This is a genomic window from Pseudomonas sp. p1(2021b), from assembly GCF_020151015.1.
GTDB lineage: Bacteria > Pseudomonadota > Gammaproteobacteria > Pseudomonadales > Pseudomonadaceae > Aquipseudomonas > Aquipseudomonas putida_K.
On record NZ_CP083746.1, the window covers coordinates 2,048,504 to 2,066,818 of the forward strand.

15 protein-coding genes, 1 tRNA gene and 1 pseudogene are annotated in these 18,315 nt (G+C 60.9%); 14 read left to right on the forward strand and 3 right to left on the reverse strand.

Annotation, left to right across the window (positions count from 1 at the left end; translation table 11 throughout):
- Position 1: 1 nt before the first annotated feature.
- The 10 genes and pseudogenes from K8374_RS09655 to K8374_RS09700 form a co-directional block, all read left to right on the forward strand.
- The gene (locus K8374_RS09655; RefSeq protein WP_224458832.1) at positions 2–400 is read left to right on the forward strand and encodes a DUF6950 family protein; all 399 of its coding nucleotides are present in this window, start codon (positions 2–4) and stop codon (positions 398–400) included.
- Entirely contained in the window at positions 397–3,942 is a 3,546-nt protein-coding gene (locus K8374_RS09660) for a phage tail protein (RefSeq protein ID WP_224458833.1), read from the forward strand. Before K8374_RS09655 ends, K8374_RS09660 begins: the two co-directional genes overlap by 4 nt.
- A 440-nt stretch (positions 3,943–4,382) precedes the next feature.
- A complete protein-coding gene (locus tag K8374_RS09665) occupies positions 4,383–5,117 on the forward strand; it encodes a hypothetical protein (protein ID WP_224458834.1) in 735 nt (244 codons plus the stop codon).
- 18 nt (positions 5,118–5,135) lie between these two features.
- On the forward strand, positions 5,136–5,930 hold the full coding sequence (locus K8374_RS09670) for a phage tail protein (RefSeq protein WP_224458835.1): 795 nt from the start codon (positions 5,136–5,138) through the stop codon (positions 5,928–5,930).
- Entirely contained in the window at positions 5,930–6,526 is a 597-nt protein-coding gene (locus K8374_RS26320; protein WP_318010846.1) for a tail fiber assembly protein, read from the forward strand. The genes K8374_RS09670 and K8374_RS26320 overlap by 1 nt, the downstream gene beginning before the upstream one ends.
- Before the next feature lie 58 nt (positions 6,527–6,584).
- Entirely contained in the window at positions 6,585–7,211 is a 627-nt protein-coding gene (locus K8374_RS09680) for a glycoside hydrolase family 19 protein (protein WP_224455859.1), read from the forward strand.
- Positions 7,208–7,570, forward strand: a complete 363-nt coding sequence (locus K8374_RS09685; RefSeq protein ID WP_224458836.1) for a hypothetical protein — start codon at positions 7,208–7,210, stop codon at positions 7,568–7,570. The genes K8374_RS09680 and K8374_RS09685 overlap by 4 nt, the downstream gene beginning before the upstream one ends.
- Positions 7,567–7,911, forward strand: a complete 345-nt coding sequence (locus K8374_RS09690; protein WP_224458837.1) for a hypothetical protein — start codon at positions 7,567–7,569, stop codon at positions 7,909–7,911. The genes K8374_RS09685 and K8374_RS09690 overlap by 4 nt, the downstream gene beginning before the upstream one ends.
- 273 nt (positions 7,912–8,184) lie before the next feature.
- Positions 8,185–8,293 (forward strand) — tRNA-Val (locus K8374_RS09695).
- A 167-nt stretch (positions 8,294–8,460) separates the two neighbouring features.
- A pseudogene (locus K8374_RS09700) lies at positions 8,461–8,702 on the forward strand (IS5/IS1182 family transposase); the annotation flags it as partial.
- 593 nt (positions 8,703–9,295) lie between these two features.
- Here K8374_RS09700 and K8374_RS09710 read toward each other — a convergent pair.
- On the reverse strand, positions 9,296–9,550 hold the full coding sequence (locus tag K8374_RS09710) for a hypothetical protein (protein WP_224458839.1): 255 nt from the start codon (positions 9,548–9,550) through the stop codon (positions 9,296–9,298).
- A gap of 617 nt (positions 9,551–10,167) precedes the next feature.
- Here K8374_RS09710 and lhpI point away from each other — a divergent pair.
- Positions 10,168–11,139 (forward strand): bifunctional Delta(1)-pyrroline-2-carboxylate/Delta(1)-piperideine-2-carboxylate reductase, encoded by a 972-nt coding sequence (gene lhpI / locus K8374_RS09715; RefSeq protein WP_224458840.1) that lies wholly within the window; start codon positions 10,168–10,170, stop codon positions 11,137–11,139.
- Complete coding sequence (lhpH, locus tag K8374_RS09720) at positions 11,130–12,137, forward strand: trans-3-hydroxy-L-proline dehydratase (RefSeq protein WP_224458841.1); 1,008 nt, start codon at positions 11,130–11,132, stop codon at positions 12,135–12,137. The genes lhpI and lhpH overlap by 10 nt, the downstream gene beginning before the upstream one ends.
- A gap of 114 nt (positions 12,138–12,251) precedes the next feature.
- On the opposite strand, the gene K8374_RS09725 is transcribed toward lhpH, so the two are convergent.
- Together K8374_RS09725 and K8374_RS09730 are read right to left on the reverse strand one after the other, a co-directional pair.
- Positions 12,252–12,974 carry a FadR/GntR family transcriptional regulator gene (locus K8374_RS09725; protein ID WP_224458842.1) on the reverse strand — a complete coding sequence of 241 codons (723 nt, stop codon included), beginning with the start codon at positions 12,972–12,974 and terminating at the stop codon, positions 12,252–12,254.
- A gap of 75 nt (positions 12,975–13,049) precedes the next feature.
- Entirely contained in the window at positions 13,050–15,611 is a 2,562-nt protein-coding gene (locus K8374_RS09730) for an excinuclease ABC subunit UvrA (protein WP_224458843.1), read from the reverse strand.
- 254 nt (positions 15,612–15,865) lie between these two features.
- Here K8374_RS09730 and K8374_RS09735 point away from each other — a divergent pair, with 254 nt between their 5' ends.
- Entirely contained in the window at positions 15,866–16,807 is a 942-nt protein-coding gene (locus K8374_RS09735) for a pirin family protein (protein ID WP_224458844.1), read from the forward strand.
- An 11-nt stretch (positions 16,808–16,818) separates the two neighbouring features.
- Positions 16,819–18,243 (forward strand): OprD family outer membrane porin, encoded by a 1,425-nt coding sequence (locus tag K8374_RS09740; protein ID WP_224458845.1) that lies wholly within the window; start codon positions 16,819–16,821, stop codon positions 18,241–18,243.
- Positions 18,244–18,315 lie beyond the last annotated feature (72 nt).

Here is an 18,315-nt window from a genome sequence, read left to right on the forward strand (position 1 = left end):
TATGCGAAAGCGCGATTGGACAACTCAACTCGCCAACACGATCAAGGCCGCCACCGAGCGGCCTTTTTCATGGGGTGAATTTGACTGCTGTCTGTTCGCCGCCGACTGCGCCGTGGCGGTTTGCGGCATCGACCCCGCCGCCGCCTACCGCGGCAACTACAGCACCGAGGCGGGCGCGAAGAGACTGCTCAAGCAGATGCACGGCTCGCTGGAGGCGGCCTGGGACGCATGTTTTGCCCGTGTGCAGCCGGCGCTCATCCAGCGCGGCGACGTTGCGCTGTATGACGGCCCCAATGGGCGTGGCGTGGCGGTGTTCTGGGCGGATGAGTTCTGGTCGGTGGCGCCGGATGGCGTCGGCCGGATCGAGTGTGAGCCGTTGACGGTTTGGAGAGTTGAATGAGTTCGGCAGTCAAGAAGGTCGCCCAGGTTGTTGTCGGCGCCGTCATCGGGTTTGCCCAGGGCGGCCCCTGGGGCGCGCTAGCTGGTGCGGCCCTGGCGTTCTATGTCGCCTCGCAGCAGGACCAATTGGAGACCGGCTCCCTGCGTGCCGGCGAGCCATCCAGCCAGACCCTGCGCTCTTCCAAGGCATCTGCGCGCTTCGTCTTGGGGCGCGTGAGCACGGGTGGCGTGTTGGCCTGGGGGCAAGAGCAGGCCGGGAGCCAGGAGGGCGGAGAATGGCTGCATATGGTCTACGTCCTGTCGGAGGGAGCAATCGATGGCATAGAGGCGATCTACCTTGGTGAGGAACTCATCGGCTCCTACGGCGAGCACGCCTCCTATGAGGTGGTAGTTGATCCGACCCAGGTCAATGCGTTCCTCAAGGCGAACTGCCCGGACTGGCGGGACACCCAAATCGGTCGCGGGCTGTCATTCGTTCGTCTTTCGTTCAAGTATGACACCGAAAAGTATCCCTCCGGCATCCCCGATGTTCGGTTCGTGATCCGTGGGCGTCGTGATATCTATGATCCTCGCACCGGGACCACTGGCTACAGCGAGAACACAGCCCTGCACATTCTGTGGTTTCTGCGTCACCGCTGTGGCGTGCCGGACGACGAGATCGTGTTCGCGAGCTTCGCCAGCAGCGCGAACGTCTGCGATGAGTCGGTTGGCAACCCTGATGGCAGCACGTCGCCGCGCTATCGCTCTGGTTGCGTGATCGGCGCCGATGAGTCGCGCACCCAGGTCCTGCAAAAGCTGGAGGCGGCCTGCGGTGGAAAGGTAATCCGCGTTGGCGGCCGATGGATGCTACAGGTCGGCGCCTACTACGGCCCCTACGATTTCGAGATCACTGAGGACATGGTGACCGGAACCGTCACCGGCAGTACCGAGCCGTCCAACGATGCGGCCATCAACACCGTGCGCGGGACTTTCGTAGATCCGACCCAGGCTTGGGCTGAAACCGATTATCCCGAAGTTTCGGTCGCCGAGTGGGTGGTCGAGGATGGTGGGGAGGCTGCGGAAACCTTGGCCTTCTCGTATGTAAGCGATCCGTACCAGGCGCAGCGCCTGGCCAATATCGAGCTGCGGCGCCGGCGCGCAGGCGGCACGTTGAACATCCCAATGAACTTTATGGGCTACAACTGCCGGCCTGGTCGCTCGGTGAAGGTGAATCTGCCTTCGCTGAATATCGTTGGCGAATTCATCGTGACCGACTGGGCCATGGCCGACGACACCGGCTGCAACGTTGTGGTGGCACAGAACGAACCCGCGATATTCGACGACGCAGTAGGTCAGCCCTACGACCCGATTGGCTTTATCAGTCTGCCAACCCGCGGTCTCGGCAGCCCGACCAATCTGGCGTGGACCCCCGATGGTACTGCGGAAGTGGTCCAAGGGGTGCTCTCCTGGGCTGCGACAGCGGGTACCGTCACCGGTTATGCGGTTACCGTGCGTCAGGGTGGCACTGCCATTCAGGCCCAGCAGGTACCAGCGACGACGCTGCAGGTGCCGCTGTCCGGCCTCCCATCGGGCAGCTACACCATGAGCGTGGCCGCCATTGGGCCGCTGGCCCGGTCGGGCGAAGCGAGCATCACCGTCAACATCGACGGACCTCCAGTGCCCGAAGCCTGCGTCGTTCAGTCGAGCATCGACAGCATCACGCTGTTCCCGAGCAATACGCTTCATGGCCTGAACGGCGGCACCTACGAGTACTTCTTCAGCCTCGACCCGCAGGCGCCTGCGGCGCAGGCGGAATACCTGGGGCAGGGCATGAGCCTGACGCATACAGGGCTGGCCTTCTTCACGAATTACTACTACTTCGTGCGCTCGAAGAACGCCTACGGGGTGAGTGGGTTCTTGAAGGTGCCGGCGTCGACGTCGACGGATGTCAGTACGTTCCTCGATGCTCTGGCTGGGAAGATCGGCGAAAGCCAGCTGGGCCAAGAGCTGCTGACGGAGATTGAGAAAATTTCCGGCGAGGGGCCGGACTCGGTGAATGGCCGAATCGAGGCAGCCAAGCAGGAGCTGGAGGACCTGATCACCGAGCTGACCGATCCGCTCGAGTACGTGCCCACCAATGCCTACCTGAAGAACGACGCTGTGCGCAGTGGCCAGCGCTTGTACATGGCTATCGCCAACGTTCCAGCTGCGGCGGACGGCAGCAATGCGCCGCCGAACCCGACCTACTGGGTGGATATCGGCAGCATCGCTGAGACGGCAAATGGGCTGGCCCAGGCCGTGGCCAAGAACACCACCGACATCAGCACCATCGACGGCAAGGTGACGGTCAACGCCGCCATGCTGCAGGCCGTGCAGTCGGCCTATCGCGATGACAACGGAGAGGGCGCGCTCAACGACGCCCTGCGGGGCTGGGACACCCTGGCCAAGGTCTCGGAAGAGTCACGCACCCGCGCCACGCAGAACGAGGCCATGGCCAGCCGGATGACAACGGTTGAGGCCAGTGTCGGCGAGAACAAGGGCAGCATCCGCAGCCTTGAGCAGACCGTCGTCACGAATGAGCAGGCCACGGCCAGCCGGTTCCTGGATGTGAGCACCAAGGTCGGTGCCAATTCGGCCAGTATCTCGGCGCTGGAAAAGACTGTCACCGACAACGAGTCGTCGACGGCTTCGCGCCTGGAGACCGTTAATTCCCGGGTTGACGCGACGAATTCGGCGCTCGATCAGGAAAAGGCCGACCGTGCCGATGCTGTTGCCGGGGAGCGTGCGCTGCGTGAGGCATCCATCAGTGATGAGGCCGCCACTCGCGCGGATGCTGACCAGGCGCTCGGCACTCGTATCGGTTACATGGAAGCGTCGTTCACAGTGCCGCAGGGTGAGCGTGACGACAATGGCGAGGGTGAGCTGGCTGGGGCGCTGAAGGGTTGGGAGAACACCGCCAAGATTGCGGACGAGGCGAAGGTTCGGGCAACCGAGATCGACGTCCAGGCGAAGAAGACCGAGACGCTGGAGGTGTCGTTCAACTCCGGCTTGGATAAGACCAACGGCGAAATTCAGAAGACCAATGCTGCTGTACAGGTCACCAGCCAGGCTCTGGCTGCACTGGACGGCAAGGCCAGCACCATGTGGTCGGTGAAGATGCAGATCAACGCCCAGGGTCAGTATGTTGCCGCGGGTATTGGCCTCGGCATCGAGAACGGTCCAGCCGGACTGCAGAGCCAGTTCTTGGTGTCTGCTGACCGGTTCGCGGTGGTCAATGGCATCAACGGCACGCTGTCTGCGCCGTTCGTTGTCCAGGGCGGCCAGGTGTACATCAACCAGGCGTTCATCAACCAAGCGTTCATCCAGAACATCGTCCTCGGTATGACCTTGAGGTCCCAGGCGGTTGACTCCCAAGGTCGTCCGCTGATCGAACTGAACATGGTCACCGGTGCCGTTTCGATCCGTGGGCAGTCGGTCGATGGATCGATCCTGTTGAACAACAACGGCCTGTACGTCTACGACAAAAACGGTGTTCGTCGCACGGCTGTAGGCCGACTCGAGTGAACTTATGCGGCACTCTTCTGAGTGTCGACTCTGAAGCGAGGGTTACATGTCAATATATGGAGTAGAGATACGGAACGCTAACAATGTTCAGACATTGGGGATGCAGGATTTTACAATCTCCAAAATTGGCTCAATGGAGATTCCTGCATCAGGCTATAACACGGGTAGAGGAACCCGTTCTGACTACATTCTTTGGACTATTCCAGGGTATGATCCGGCCAACTGCTTTATATTGATAACCCCCAAGATATATATTCAGGAGCCGCAGAATGGATGGAAGTCTTATCCGATGCTTCCTACATATAAAAATCTCGGTGGTAATTCCGTGGCTATATACACGTATGTAAACCGACGCTGGCCAACAGGGATTGGCAATGACTATATTGATGAATGGGTGTCAGGCACTGTCGATTGCATTCTGGAAGTGATTAGGCCGACAAATGGCTGAGTACGGATTTAGTGCGATCAATGATTTCGCCTCTGTAACCATCTCAAGTGTATACAAGGTCTTGGTTTTTTCTGAGCGAGGGACTTATCAGGTCACTTCTCGGTACACGGACCGTGGCGGCGAGGGGGCGGTTACATTCGAGAAGCCAATCGCCACAAAGGAGGCGCCGCAGGTTTTTGTCAGGGTTCAGTCGGCCTCTCACGCCACTCTTGGAATCTATATAAGCATGGTTGGATCTCCTGGGCACTGGACTGGATTCAGGACTTTTTCAGCCGCTCCAGGTAGCTCGCCATTGCAAAACTTTACCCTCGAATATGTGGCCTGCAAGTTTGCAGACACCTTCCAGGCTACTGGTTATGGAATGGATATCAGCGATTCGTCCGGGTTGCCAGTATTTTCTGCGAAAGACAAAATTGTCAGGTATTCAAAGTTTGCCAAAAACTGGGCAATGGTTGTTAACAGCGATAGTTATCGGGTTTTTTCGCCAGATATTAGCGTCGATGTTGATGATTTTATTTGCGTATCTTCGTTTGACCGGGGCCTTAGCTGGGCGATAGATAATAGTCAGTTCTCTGCTTTTAATATCTGGCTGAACTGGGCGCCAAATCTGAATAGCTATGTTCAGAGGATTACTTCTGGTGGATACTGGTACTGGCAAGGCACAAATAATACTAATTTCACTGTGCCGGTTTGCAAGTTTCCAATAAGTCGTTACTCGAATGATTGATTAATTGAGGTTAATTAAATGCCATGGTATAGAACAGGCACGGTCGCGATCACGGCTGGCCAAACGACGGTGACCGGTACCGGCACCAATTTCTCAGCGAATGCCCGGGTTGGCGATGCACTGCTAGGCCCGGATGGAAACTGGTATGAGGTGACCAACATTGCCAGCACCACGGTGCTGAGCATCTTGCCCGCCTACAAGGGCACCACAATCAGCGGAGGCACCTACGCCATCACGCCGGTCCAGGGCTACACCAAGACCTTGGCTGACAAGTTCAACGATATCGCGAACCAGTGGGGCTCGACCCTGGCCGGCCTTGGCTCGGTGTCGACCGAGAACGTCGTCCCGGTTGCCAAGGGCGGCACCGGCGGCACGACGCAATCGACAGCGCGAAACGGTCTGGGCCTGAAATCGGCCGCAGTGGCCGATATTGTCGGCACGGTAAGCCAAAGCGGTGGGGTGCCGACCGGGGCCATCCTGGAGCAGATAAGCAATGCCAACGGCAACGCCGCCAAGTACGCCAACGGAACTCTCATCTGCTGGGCGAACATAGACGCTACGATCACTTGCACTGCCACCGGCTCGATTTATCGAGATCTGGCGCCAGTTGGCGGAACTTGGACATTCCCTGTTGCCTTTATCGTTCGCCCGCAAGTCATGTTTATGGGGCTAGCGCAGGGTGTTTGGACAACGACGGCGTCTACCAATCCCGTACCCACTAATACCCAGGCGGGATTTGTGGCGTTTTCAACGGTGGCGCTTAGCGGCGCAAGTCTTAAAGTAGAAGCCATTGCAATTGGAAGGTGGTACTAATGATCATCAAGCTATCCCCAGTTCGATCCGACATGTCTCTTACCGTAGTTAAGGCAGGTGATCGACTCGAAATCAACGGCGTTTCGCTGGACTTCTCGCGCCTTGCCGACGGCTCGACGTTGCCAGCCGAAGCGATCAGCAGCTCATTCATTGTTGCGCCTGTTGAGCGTGTGAATGGAGGCCTGGTCGTAACCTTGATGCTTCCGCACGCTGCCGACGCTCCGGAGAGCGCACGTTTCCCGATCGATATCCGCGACCCAGCCGATGGTCGTGTGCCTTTGCCTGGGCTGGAATGGGTTGATCCGCTTGTATCGACGGCGGGAGTCATCGACTGGTCCCAGGAGATCACAGCAGAGGTCAAGGCCGAGGTGGCCGCTGAGCAGCATCTCGCCCAGGTCGTGGCTGAGGCCGCAAGCCGCCGCGCTATGGCTGACAGCGCGATCGCTCCGCTGCAGGACGCCGTAGACCTTGGCGAAGCCACTGAAGCCGATACCGCCTTGTTGACTGCCTGGAAGCGCTACCGCGTGGCGCTGATCCGCCTGCCAGACCAACCGGGCTACCCCGACGAGATCACCTGGCCTGCACCGCCTGCCTGATCCAACTGAACGAAACCGACCGGCCCAGAGCCGGTATTTTTTTGCCTGGAGAAAACCCATGCCGATAACCGAGCAGCAGTTGCTGCAGATCATGCCCAAGGCCCGGCCAGTGGTCGGAGCCTTCCTGCCCGCGCTGAATCGGGCTATGACGCGCTGGCGCATCAACACTCTGGTCCGTCAGGCCGCCTTCCTGGCCCAGATCGGGCACGAGTCTGGCCAGTTGCGCAGCCTGGTGGAGAACCTCAACTACAGCGCCGAGTCGCTGGTGCGGACCTGGCCCTCGAGGTTCACCAGTCAGACCGCCCCCGGTTACGCCCGACAGCCGGAGAAGATCGCCAACAAGGTGTACGGCGGGCGCATGGGCAACGGTTCGGAGGCCTCCGGTGATGGTTGGCGGTTCCGTGGACGCGGCCTGCTGCAGGTCACCGGGCGCGACAACTACCGCGAGGTCGGCGCCGGCCTGGGCCTGCCGCTGGAGGCTGAGCCGGAACTGCTCGAGCAAGCCGAGCAGGCTGCCCAGTCCGCCGCCTGGTGGTGGGCGAAGCGCGGGCTGAACGAGATGGCCGACGCCGGCCGGATACGCGACATCGGCAGCATCATCAACACCGGGCAGCCCGGAAAGACGCCGCACGGTGCCGCCGATCGCCTGGCGCTGTATGACCTGGCCTTGCGGGTGCTGGCGTGAGCGCTTGGGCATTGCGAGCCATCGGTGCCGGCCTGCTGGTCCTGCTGGGCATGGCTGTTGGCACCTGGGCCACGACTGGCCATTTCCGCCCGCTGCTCGATGACCAGCAGGATCAGGCCGCAACCTGCAAAGCCGCCCGGGACAACCTCGCCGGGCTAGCGCAGGAGCAGGGCAAGGCCCTTGGCGACCTGACCCTGGCCGCGAACGCTCGCCAGGCCAGGGCAGAGCAAGCGGTAGCCGAGGCGAAGGCCAGCGCCCAGTCCGACTACGCCGCGGCGAACCGCCTGCAGCAGGATCGCACCGGTGGCGACCAGTGCGAGGCCGCCACCTCGATCATCGACAAGGAGCTGGGGTTATGAGGCTGGTGGTGGTGAACTCGCGAAACTGTGGGAGCGAACTAGCCCTGTTTCAAGCTGCAGGCCGCGTAATCCGTGGCCTGACCTGTGGGAGCGTGGTGGTGGGCATCCTGGCCCTGGCTGGGTGCGCCGGTAAGGTCGAGCCGCAAGTGCAGTACGTGCGCGTCGAGGTACCTGTACAGGTGCCGTGTCGTGCACCGGAGATTGCGGTGCCGGCCTGGGCAGCCGCCGGCCTGCGCAAGACCGATAGCTTGGAAGTGAAGGTGCGTGCCCTGCTGGCCGAGCGTAGACAGCGGATCGGATACGAGAAGCAGCTGGAGGCGGCAGTCGGCGCCTGCCGATAGCCTCGCCTCAAAAAGAACGAAATTGAGGTGGGAATCCGCTTTAGGAAAAATGGCGTGATCCGCCAAAATTCGAGGTCGAAGAAATTAGCATGCCTCGCAAGAGCAGGAGACGGTATCCGCTTGCCGGCAGGCTCAAGACTAGTGCCAGGCGCCACAGAGTGGCGAGCCTCGGTTTCGTGGCGCGGGCGACGTGTAGATTATTATTTACGCGCTTCTATTTGCAAAACCCATTGCTAAGTTATTGATTCTTATGGGCGATTTTGGGCATTTTTCAGGATGCCGGCGATCCAAATAAATTCATTTAAATCAAAAGGTTACGAGATATTCAGCCACCACCTTGACATGGTGGGGGTCGTTGGTTCGAGTCCAATTGTGCCTACCAAACAAAAGCCCCGGTTTTCCGGGCGTGAGAAGGGCGATCCGAAAGGGTCGCCCTTTTTTGTTTTCGGATTTTTCTTCGCATCCCGGCGCTTGTTCGTTCATTTGGCCAAGAAGCGGCCATGCAGGGTTGCTTGCGCTTACTGGCATGCTCGAAAGCGGAGTTAAGGTGAGATCACCTCAGTGCGCCAGTTTGCTCGATTGAGCTCGGTGCCCCCGATTCCCAAAGATGCGACGATCGTGAATGATTGGCACCAGCTGGAAAAATACCAGCTCGCGGCAGGCATTCCTGATGCTTTCAACGAAGTCCTGCGAAACAAGGGGGTGCCGTTGGGGTAGGGCACACTGCTCGATGCCGCAATCATCCGTGGCCCAGTTCAACCAAGAACCAGAACGGCAAGCGTGATCCAGAAGCATCAGTCTCATATTGACTACGGTCATTAATTTTTATTGACGACCATCCACTTGAATGCATATGTCTTTATTTTCAATTCTTTTGCATGGCCAGTTCTCATTTATATAGAAGTCTGGTTTGAAGCAATAGCGTTCATCGTTTACCCAAAATAACTGCCAGGCAGATCCGGAAATTAATAATTCAGGGCAAGGGGAATAGTCGCGCCACCATAGTACAAGGGTAACCAAGATTGCCAATGCCGGAGCTATGTAAAGCATTGACCATGCGGTAGCTTTAGTCGAGGCGCATTGAAATTTAAATAATTTAGAGTGAGGAGGTGGATCAAATTTCCGACCCTGCCAAGTTGCGCAGGTACAGGCAAGCACTATGATTGGGGTGACTGCGCACATGGCAATCAGCAAGAACCCTAGGTAGGGTGTCTCTACAACGGGCGCGTTGCGATAAATTCTTCCAAACAGAGGAAGCACATCGTTCCACAGCCAGTAGGCGGATAGTAGGCCCAAGGTAAGCATGCAGGCGCCAAGCGTAAAGGTAAGCAGTCGGAATAAATAGGGGGAGCGCTTATGTAGTTCGGTTCGGAGGGTCATAAGGTCAGAATTTCGGCGGATTGAAGTTTGGAAGCGAAGGGAGTCTTGGGAGCTCAGGCAGGGTTCGCCAGCCCGGTAAGTTAAGGTCTCCTGGTTGTAATTTTTTCAGTGCCCAGTTCTTTGCCTCGTCATAAAGGGCTTCTGCAATTCCACTTGCGATACGTGAAGCTTTTTCCGCTGCGTATTTTTCTAGGTCTTCGGTGCTGATGCGAATAGGGTGTTCATAGAGAGATTGGATGTTATCTACGGCATAGCGCACCCCGGCTTTGACTGAGTTTTTAATGCCATAGTGATTGTCGATTGCATTAAGCCCCCAGCCTATCGCAAATACTACTGCAGCACCGGCAATTGCCGGTAGGGCAGCGAATGTGAGTACCGAGCCTATCGCTACCCCAGCGGCGTATCCAATAGCAGAGGCAATCCCCGCTTTAACCAGCTCTACGCCTATGCCGGCGAATAGGTCTGACCAGACGCTCTCCTCGTTGATGGGCGTGGCGGGCTCCGTCAGCGGGTATTGGCGGCGCGTGCGAGATCTTGGGCAGGTTCGATCATCACTTCGCGGTTGCCGGCGTCATCAAGCGGTCGGCATCGGCCAAATGCACGTCGGCAGAGGGTTCGTCGAGCACGTATCCAGTGTGAGCCCGCTCGGAGGCGAACGTGCATTGCCTTGGTGCGAGGCCTGTGGCCGCATCCTCTAGTGGTCACTATTGTTACCAAATTTCTCTTCGTCGGCGGGTCGGTGAAGGCATTTTGTTACATGTTTTTGGGATTTTTCGTTGTGACATGGTGGTTGTGGGATTATTTTGACCACTTCACGGTTTTGTTTTTGACCAATTTGGGCCGTGGCAGGTCTTTTGAACGAGGAGAGTCGAATCCATGTGTAGCCCTTCCACCCCTAGCACCGCCATCGTGGTCTGTGACCAGGCCCAGACGGCAGCCTTGCTGGATTTCAAGCAACTGGTCGAAGCGATCGCCCAGGCCGCTTCGGATTTGGAGGCAGGCACTGTGCTGAGCCCCGAACGTATGGTTGTCCCGCTCGGTGAAGGCGGTGTCCTGCTCAGCATGCCCGCCACCGCGCAGGACATTGGCATTCATAAGCTGGTCAACGTGCAGCGGGGTAACACGCAGCGCAATCTGCCAACCATCAATGGCATGGTCACTGTCTGCGATGCGCCCACAGGTAAGATCATCTGTCTTCTGGATGGCCCGGAGGTGACCGGCCGCCGTACTGCCGCCGTTACGCTGCTGGCGATCCGCACCTGCCTCGGGCAAGCGCCGAAGGCGATCCTGTTGTTCGGTACCGGTGCCCAGGCGCGCTACCATCTCCAGGCCGTCAACGCGTTGTATCCGCAGGCGAAGATCTGGGTGAGGGGCGTGAGCCCACAGGCGGCCGTCGAATTCTGTGAGCGCAACCGCCACTTGCATGAGCATCTGGAAGGGATTGGCAACACCGTCCCGGAGGTCGATGTGGTCATTGCTGCGACCACCAGCAATGAGCCTGTCTATGATGAGCCGGGCAAGGTCGGACGGCTGGTCGTCGGGGTAGGGGCCTTCACCCCGGACATGGCCGAGATCGGCAAGGCCACCCTGGATGCCAGCGATATCTATGTGGACGAACCCGAGGGCGCCAGGCACGAGGCGGGTGACCTGCTGCAGGCCGGTGTCGACTGGGGGCGCGTCAAGCCGCTGGCCTACGCGCTCAAGGCTGGTGTCGATAGGTCCCGCCCTGTGGTGTTCAAGAGCGTGGGCACTGCCGCCTGGGACCTGGCTGCCGCGCGCGTTGCCCTTGCAGGGTTGGCCGCCAACACCCATGACCGCGTTTCGCAGGAGCCTGCCCCATGCAAATAACCCGCAGCATCAACACCGTCGAGGTCCACACCGGCGGTGAGCCGTTCCGTATCGTCACCTCTGGCCTGCCACGCTTGCCCGGCAAAAGCATCGTCGAGCGCCGTGCTTGGTTGCAAGAGCACGCCGATGACATTCGCCGGGCCCTGATGTTCGAACCCCGCGGCCACGCTGACATGTATGGTGGCTATCTCACCGAACCGGTGTCGCCCGCTGCGGACTTCGGCATCATCTTCCTGCACAACGAGGGTTACAGCGACCACTGCGGTCATGGTGTTATCGCCCTGGCTACCGCGGCAGTAGAGCTGGGCTGGGTCGAGCGTAGCGAGCCGCAAACCCGAGTTGGGATCGATGCCCCGTGCGGCTTCATCGAAGCGTTCGTGGAATGGGATGGTGCGCATGCCAAGGGGGTTCGGTTCATCAACGTGCCTTCGTTCATCTACAAGCGTGACGTGACCGTTACCACGGCAAGCTATGGCGAGGTCCGTGGTGACATCGTCTATGGCGGCGCCTTTTATTTCTATACCAGTGGCGAGCCGCACGGCCTGGCCATTCGCGAATCTTCCGTGGAGCAGCTCAAGCAGTTCGGCGCCGAAGTGAAGCAGGCGGCCAATATCGCTTACCCGGTGGTGCATCCGCAAATCCCGGAAATCAATCATATCTACGGCACCATCATCGATGGCGAGCCGCGTTCTGACAAAGCCACCCAGGCCAACTGCTGCATCTTCGCAGACCGTGAAGTGGATCGTTCGCCAACCGGCTCCGGGACCAGTGGCCGAGTCGCGCAGCTCTATCTGCGAGGTGAGATGGGCATGGATGACGTCCTGATCAACGAGTCGGTGATCGGAACGATATTTACCGCCAAGGTCGTCGCGCAGACCCGTGTCGGCGATTTTCCCGCCGTGATACCCGAGGTGTCGGGCACTGCCCACATTTGCGGCTTTTGCAACTGGATCATCGATGATCGCGACCCGCTGAAGAACGGCTTCCTGGTCCGTTGAGGGCGATGGGGGCCGCAGCTCATCGATGAAGAGAAGGACGCAGGCCCTTGTCGGGTCGGTGACCGGTCCTTCCGGTCGCACCGAGTGGCGCGGTGCGACCGGAGGATCATGGGCTCACTCGCGTGAGCTGATATCCCGATGTACCCGTTTGAGATGCCCCTCGACATAGAACGCAGCGGCATCCTCGTCCCCGGCCACGATGGCCTCATAGATCAGCCGATGCTCTGCTACATAGAGCTGGATACGCTCAGGGTCGTAGATGCCATCGTCCCGCAGTCGATTCCATAGCGGTTGCGACATCGTCGTGCTGATTTCTTCGGCGATCCGGCAGATCAACCTGTCACCGGTCATCACGGCGAGCTGGCGATGGAACAGGCGATCGGACTCGCTCCAGCGCGCCTGGTGCAAAGGGTCGGTGATGTCTTTCACGTCGGCCATCTGCTTCAGGTACTGCTCGGCCAAGGGGTCACGCTGTGCTCGGCGTGCTGCAAGGCGCGCGATGGCAGGTTCGATGAGCAGGCGAACCTCCAGGGTGCTGATGGGGCTGAAGTCGGCGTCAGCCGGCAGGTCGCCAGGATGCAAAGGTGTGACATTGCTAGGGCGCCCGAACGCATCGGCCACATAGGTTCCAGACCCATGACGGGTGACTACCAGGCCTTCATTCTGCAGCGCGCCGATTGCCTCGCGAACTGCAGGTCGGCTCACCTTCAGCAAGTGCGCAAGGTCTCGCTCGGAGGGGAGGCGAGCTCCTGGTGAATATTGCCCACTCTGGATTTGCACCCTGATCTGGTCGGCGACCTGTTCGTAGATTTGCTTAGGTCGGAAGTCAGCTTGCATGTCGATTTCTCTGGGCGGCACGAGTGGCCTCGAATCTTACCATTGCTGTTGCGGGTTACAGCGTGGTGAAGCCCTTCACAGCGGGCTGATCCCGCCACGTGCAAGTTCCTGGGCCAGGTACGGTGCCGTGCGACTGCCCTGAGCCTGGGCTACTTCATGTGCGGGGCCGGCTGCCACGATGCGCCCGCCGGCGTGGCCGGCGCCTGGCCCGATGTCGATGACCCAGTCGGCCTGCGCCACCATGCGCATGTCGTGTTCGATCATCACCACGCTGTTGCCGGCCTCGACCAGGCGTTGCAATTGCGCCATCAAGCGGTCGGCATCGGCCACGTGCAGGCCGGTGGTGGGTTCGTCGAGTACATACAGGGTGCGACCGCGCTGGCTGCGTTGCAGCTCGGTGGCCAGCTTGATGCGCTGCGCCTCGCCGCCGGACAGCTCGGTGGCCGGTTGGCCCAGGCGCAGGTAGCCCAGGCCGATTTCGCGCAGCACCTGCAGCGAGCGTAGCACGGCGTCTTCACCGGCAAAGAAGTCGCAGGCCTGCTCGACGGTCATGCGCAGCACGTCGGCGATGCTGCGGTCGTGCCAGCGTATCGCGAGGGTGTCTTCGTTGTAGCGGTCGCCATGGCAGGTGGGGCAGGGCGCGTAGACGCTGGGCATGAACAACAGCTCGACGCTGACGAAGCCTTCACCTTCGCAGGTATCGCAACGGCCCTTGGCCACATTGAACGAGAAGCGGCCCGCGTCGTAACCGCGGCGGCGGGCTTCGGCGGTGGCGGCGAACAGCTTGCGGACCGGATCGAACAGGCCGGTATAGGTGGCCAGGTTCGAGCGTGGGGTGCGGCCGATCGGCTTCTGGTCCACCTGTACGACGCGCTGTATAGCATCAATGTCGCCGCCCAGGTGGCCGTGGGTGCGCTCGATCACCGTGGGCCCTTCGGGCGCAGCGTCGCTATTGTCGGTTTCCGGCTCGTGCCCAAGATGCAGCAGCATCAGCTCTGGCAACGCCTGGGCTGCGAGGCTCGACTTGCCGGAGCCGGAGATACCGGTGACGGCGGTGAGCACGCCCAGCGGTATACGGGCATCGACCCCCGCCAGGTTGTGGCGATGAATGTTGTTCAGGGTCAACCAACCCTCGGGTACACGGGCTCGGCTGGCAGGTGCGGGCGATTGGTCGAACAGGTAGCGGGCGGTGTGGGAGCCGGCCACGTCGCGCAGGCCTGCCGGGGCGCCGCTGTAGAGCACCCGTCCGCCGCGTTCACCGGCGTCCGGGCCCACGTCCACCAGCCACTGTGCGCGACGCATCAGTTCCAGGTCGTGCTCCACCACGAACACCGAGTTGCCGGCGTCGCGCAGACGGTCGAGGGCGTCGTAGAGTGCCTGGCTGTCGGACGGGTGCAGGCCTGCCGAGGGTTCGTCGAGCACATAGACCACACCGAACAGCAGCGCACTCAACTGGGTGGCCAGGCGCAGCCGCTGCAGCTCGCCTGTCGACAGGGTCGGCGTGGCGCGGTCCAGGGTGAGGTAGCCCAACCCTAGGTGTTGCAAGGTGTGCAGGCGGCCCAGCACACCTTCTGCCAGGCGCCGGGCGGCCAGCTGCTTTTCTGCCGACAGCGCATCGTGGCTGTCGGCCTCGCCGCGGCTGGCCGGCTCGAGCAGGCTTGCCACTTGGTCCAGCGGCATGTGCGCCAGGGTACCGATATCCACCCCGGCGAAAGTCACCGACAGCGCCTCGGGCTTCAGGCGCTTGCCGCCGCAGGTGGCACAGGGTTGGCCCTCCATGAAGCGTGACACGCGCTTGCGCATCAGGGCGCTCTGGGTATTGACGAAGGTATGCAGCACATAGCGCCGGGCGCCGGTGAAGGTGCCCATGTAGCTGGGTTCGAGCTTGCGCTTGAGTGCTTCGCGGGTTTCGGCGGGGGACAGCCCGGCATACACCGGCACCGTGGGTGTTTCCTCGGTGAACAGGATCCACTCGCGGTCTTTCTTCGGCAGGTCCTTCCAGGGGCGGTCCACGTCGTAGCCGAGAGTGACCAGGATGTCACGCAGGTTCTGCCCGTGCCAGGCTGGTGGCCAGGCGGCGATGGCCCGGTCGCGGATGCTCAGGGTCGGGTCAGGTACCAGGGTCGCTTCGGTGACTTCATACACGTGGCCCAGGCCATGGCAGGCCGGGCAGGCTCCCTGTGGGGTGTTCGGCGAGAAATCCTCGGCATACAGCATGGGCTGCTCGGGCGGGTAGCTGCCAGCGCGTGAGTACATCATCCGCACCAGGCTTGACAGGCCTGTCACGCTGCCGACCGAAGAGCGCGCGTTGCTCGCCCCGCGCTGTTGCTGCAATGCAACCGCCGGCGGCAGGCCCTCGATGGCATCGACGTCCGGAATACCCACCTGGTCGATCAGGCGCCTGGCGTAGGGTGCCACCGACTCGAAATAGCGGCGCTGGGCCTCGGCGTACAGCGTGCCGAAGGCCAGCGAAGACTTGCCTGAGCCGGACACGCCGGAAAACACCACCAGCGCATTGCGCGGGATGGCTACATCCACGTCCTTCAGGTTGTGTTCACGGGCGCCCCGCACCACGACGTAGCCGTCTTCGGTCGGGACGCAGGGGGCACCGGTGGGTGAAGACAGCTTCTGGGTCATGGAGGGGCTCGGTATGCGGCAAAAAGCTCTACGTTAGCCAATAACCCTCTGGCGCGCCTACCCCAGGCCGTCAATGGTGAGACGAGGAGCGCCCTTTCGTGGGTGTGGGTGTTCGCCAAATGGAACGCAGAGGGGTGATGTGTCGATCTACCGCGGGGCCCGTTGGGCATCTACTGTATAGGGTCGGGGCCGTTGCAAGGCGAATGGCCGCACCTTCGCAGGAACATACGACTTGCACGCCACAGGAGCAGTACATGAGCACCCACGAAACCCACAGTGAGTTGTCACCCTCGCGCGATTGTCCGATCAACGATGGGGTCCGGGCGATCCAGCGGATCACCTCGCGCAGTGCCGAAGTCGGCGGCGGCATTCCCGTCAGCCGCCTGTTGCCTTCTCGGCATCGGCGAATGATTGGCGCCTGGTGTTTCCTTGACCATGCCGGGCCTGCGGTCTTCGAGTCGGATCATGGCTTGCGCGTAGGGCCGCACCCACACATCGGCCTGCAGACCTTTACCTGGATGATCGAAGGCCAGGTGCTGCATCGCGACAGCCTGGGCAACACCCAGGTGATCCGTCCCGGCCAGGTGAACCTGATGACTGCCGGATACGGGATCACGCATACCGAGGAATCGCTAGAGGGGCAGGATCGGCTGCATGCCGTACAGTTGTGGATCGCGTTACCGAACGCGGCACGGGAGCGCCCGCCGGCCTTCAACCATTATGCGGACCTGCCGAAATGGCAGGTCGATGGCTTGGAGCTGACCCTATTGGCCGGGGCATTCGACCAGTACAAAGCGCCTACCTGCATCTTCTCGCCTCTGGTAGGCCTGGACTTGGTGGCCCAGAGCGCAGTGGATACCGGGCTTGCCCTGGATGCCCGGTATGAATATGGCGTGCTGCCCTTGAGCGGGCAGTGGGGGGTCAATGGCGAAGTATTCGGCGAAAACGAGCTCGCCTACCTTGGCCGTGGCCTGGACACCCTCGACCTTGAGGCCTCTGCCGGCGCACGTGCCATTGTGCTGGGCGGCTTGCCGTTCGAGGAGGAAATCTTCTTGTGGTGGAACTTCGTCGGCCACAGCAAGGCCGAGATCGCCCAGGCCCAGGAACAATGGGAGCGGGGTGGTGCCCGGTTTGGCGAGGTCAGCGGTTTCGATGGGCCGCGCCTGACCGCGCCGGCCATTCCCTGGCAAGCATGAGGCGCTCGGCGATGGCGGCTCGTGCGTTTGGCAAGTACTGGCTGTTCAGCCCGTTGAGCCTGGGCCTGGTGCTGGCTTCACCGGCCCAGGCCGATAACGCCCTGGGCCAGAAGGACACCATCTTCACCGGCATCAACGAACGGCAGGCGGTGGAGCTCGGCATCGCGCCAGGGTTGGTCGAAGGCGCACGCCTGGATGCACTGGTCAGGAATTACTATTTCCAGCGCGACAACCACTCCGACCTGGTCAGCCGCGATCCGACGGAGTGGGCCCAGGGTTTTCTGTTTTCGTTCAGATCCGGCTTCACCGATACGCCGGTCGGGGTGGGCGTAGACGCCCATGCCTTCCTCGGGGTCAAGCTCGATGGCGGCGGCGGCAGTGGCGGCGCTGGCCTGCTCCCGCTGGACGCCTCGCTCAGGCCTGGGGATGAGTTTTCCAGTGCCGGTGCGGCGCTCAAGCTCAGGTACCACGACACCTTGGTGAAGGCGGGCGACCAGTTGGTCGAGACGCCGATCGTGGCGAGCGGGACGAGCCGGCTGTTTCCTCAGTCGTATCGTGGCGTCACGCTGAAGAACCATAGCGTCCAGGGCCTGTGGTTGGATGCGGGGTTCGTCGAGTCCACACGCTTGCGCAACCAGAGCGGCCATTCCCACCTGGTCACGGCCTATGGCGCGCGCAACCGTGCAGGCGTGGCCGCAGACCGCGAAAGCCCGCATATCGGCTGGGTTGGGGGTGTCTACGACCATCCACGAGGGCTGCAGCTGACGGCCTACGGTGGCCAGCTCGAGGACATGTGGAACCAGTACTACCTGGGAATATCGCACGTGTTTCGGGTCAATGATGCGCTCGTGCTCAAGCCCTACCTGCATTACTACAAGACCCGGGACGAAGGGCGTAGTCAATTGGGCGCCATCGACAATGACACTTACAGCGGCGGTATCAGTGCGACGGCCTATGGCCAAACTTTGACCTTGGGCCTGCAGAAGGTCGATGGCCGTACGCCGTTCGACTACATCACCCAGAACGACCGGATCTTCCTCTACCTGAGCAATTCCCAGCAGTTCGCCGACTTCAATGGCCCGGGCGAAAAGTCCTGGCGGCTGCAGTACGAAACGAACCTGGCGCTGCTCGGGGCGCCCTCGCTGCAGTTCATCGCGACCTACACCCGAGGCGAGGCGGACCTGACCCGGGTGGACCCTGGCAGCATCGGCTATGGCTATATCTACAACCCCGATGGCAAGCACGCCAAACACTGGGAGCGTGACCTTGCCTTCAAGTACCAGGTGCCGTCGGGCCCGGCCAAGGACCTGTCGTTGACCCTGCGTTGGGCGTCCCATCGCGAAGGGGGTGGCTATACCGCACCGGGCAATACCCGGGGCAACTCCAGCGCCGATGAGTACCGGCTGATCGTCGACTACCCGATCAGCCTGTTCTGACGGCTATTGAACGCGCACGCTCCTGTAGAGTGGACTGCCTCAGGAAGTTGGACATCGATCCGACCCTTGGGG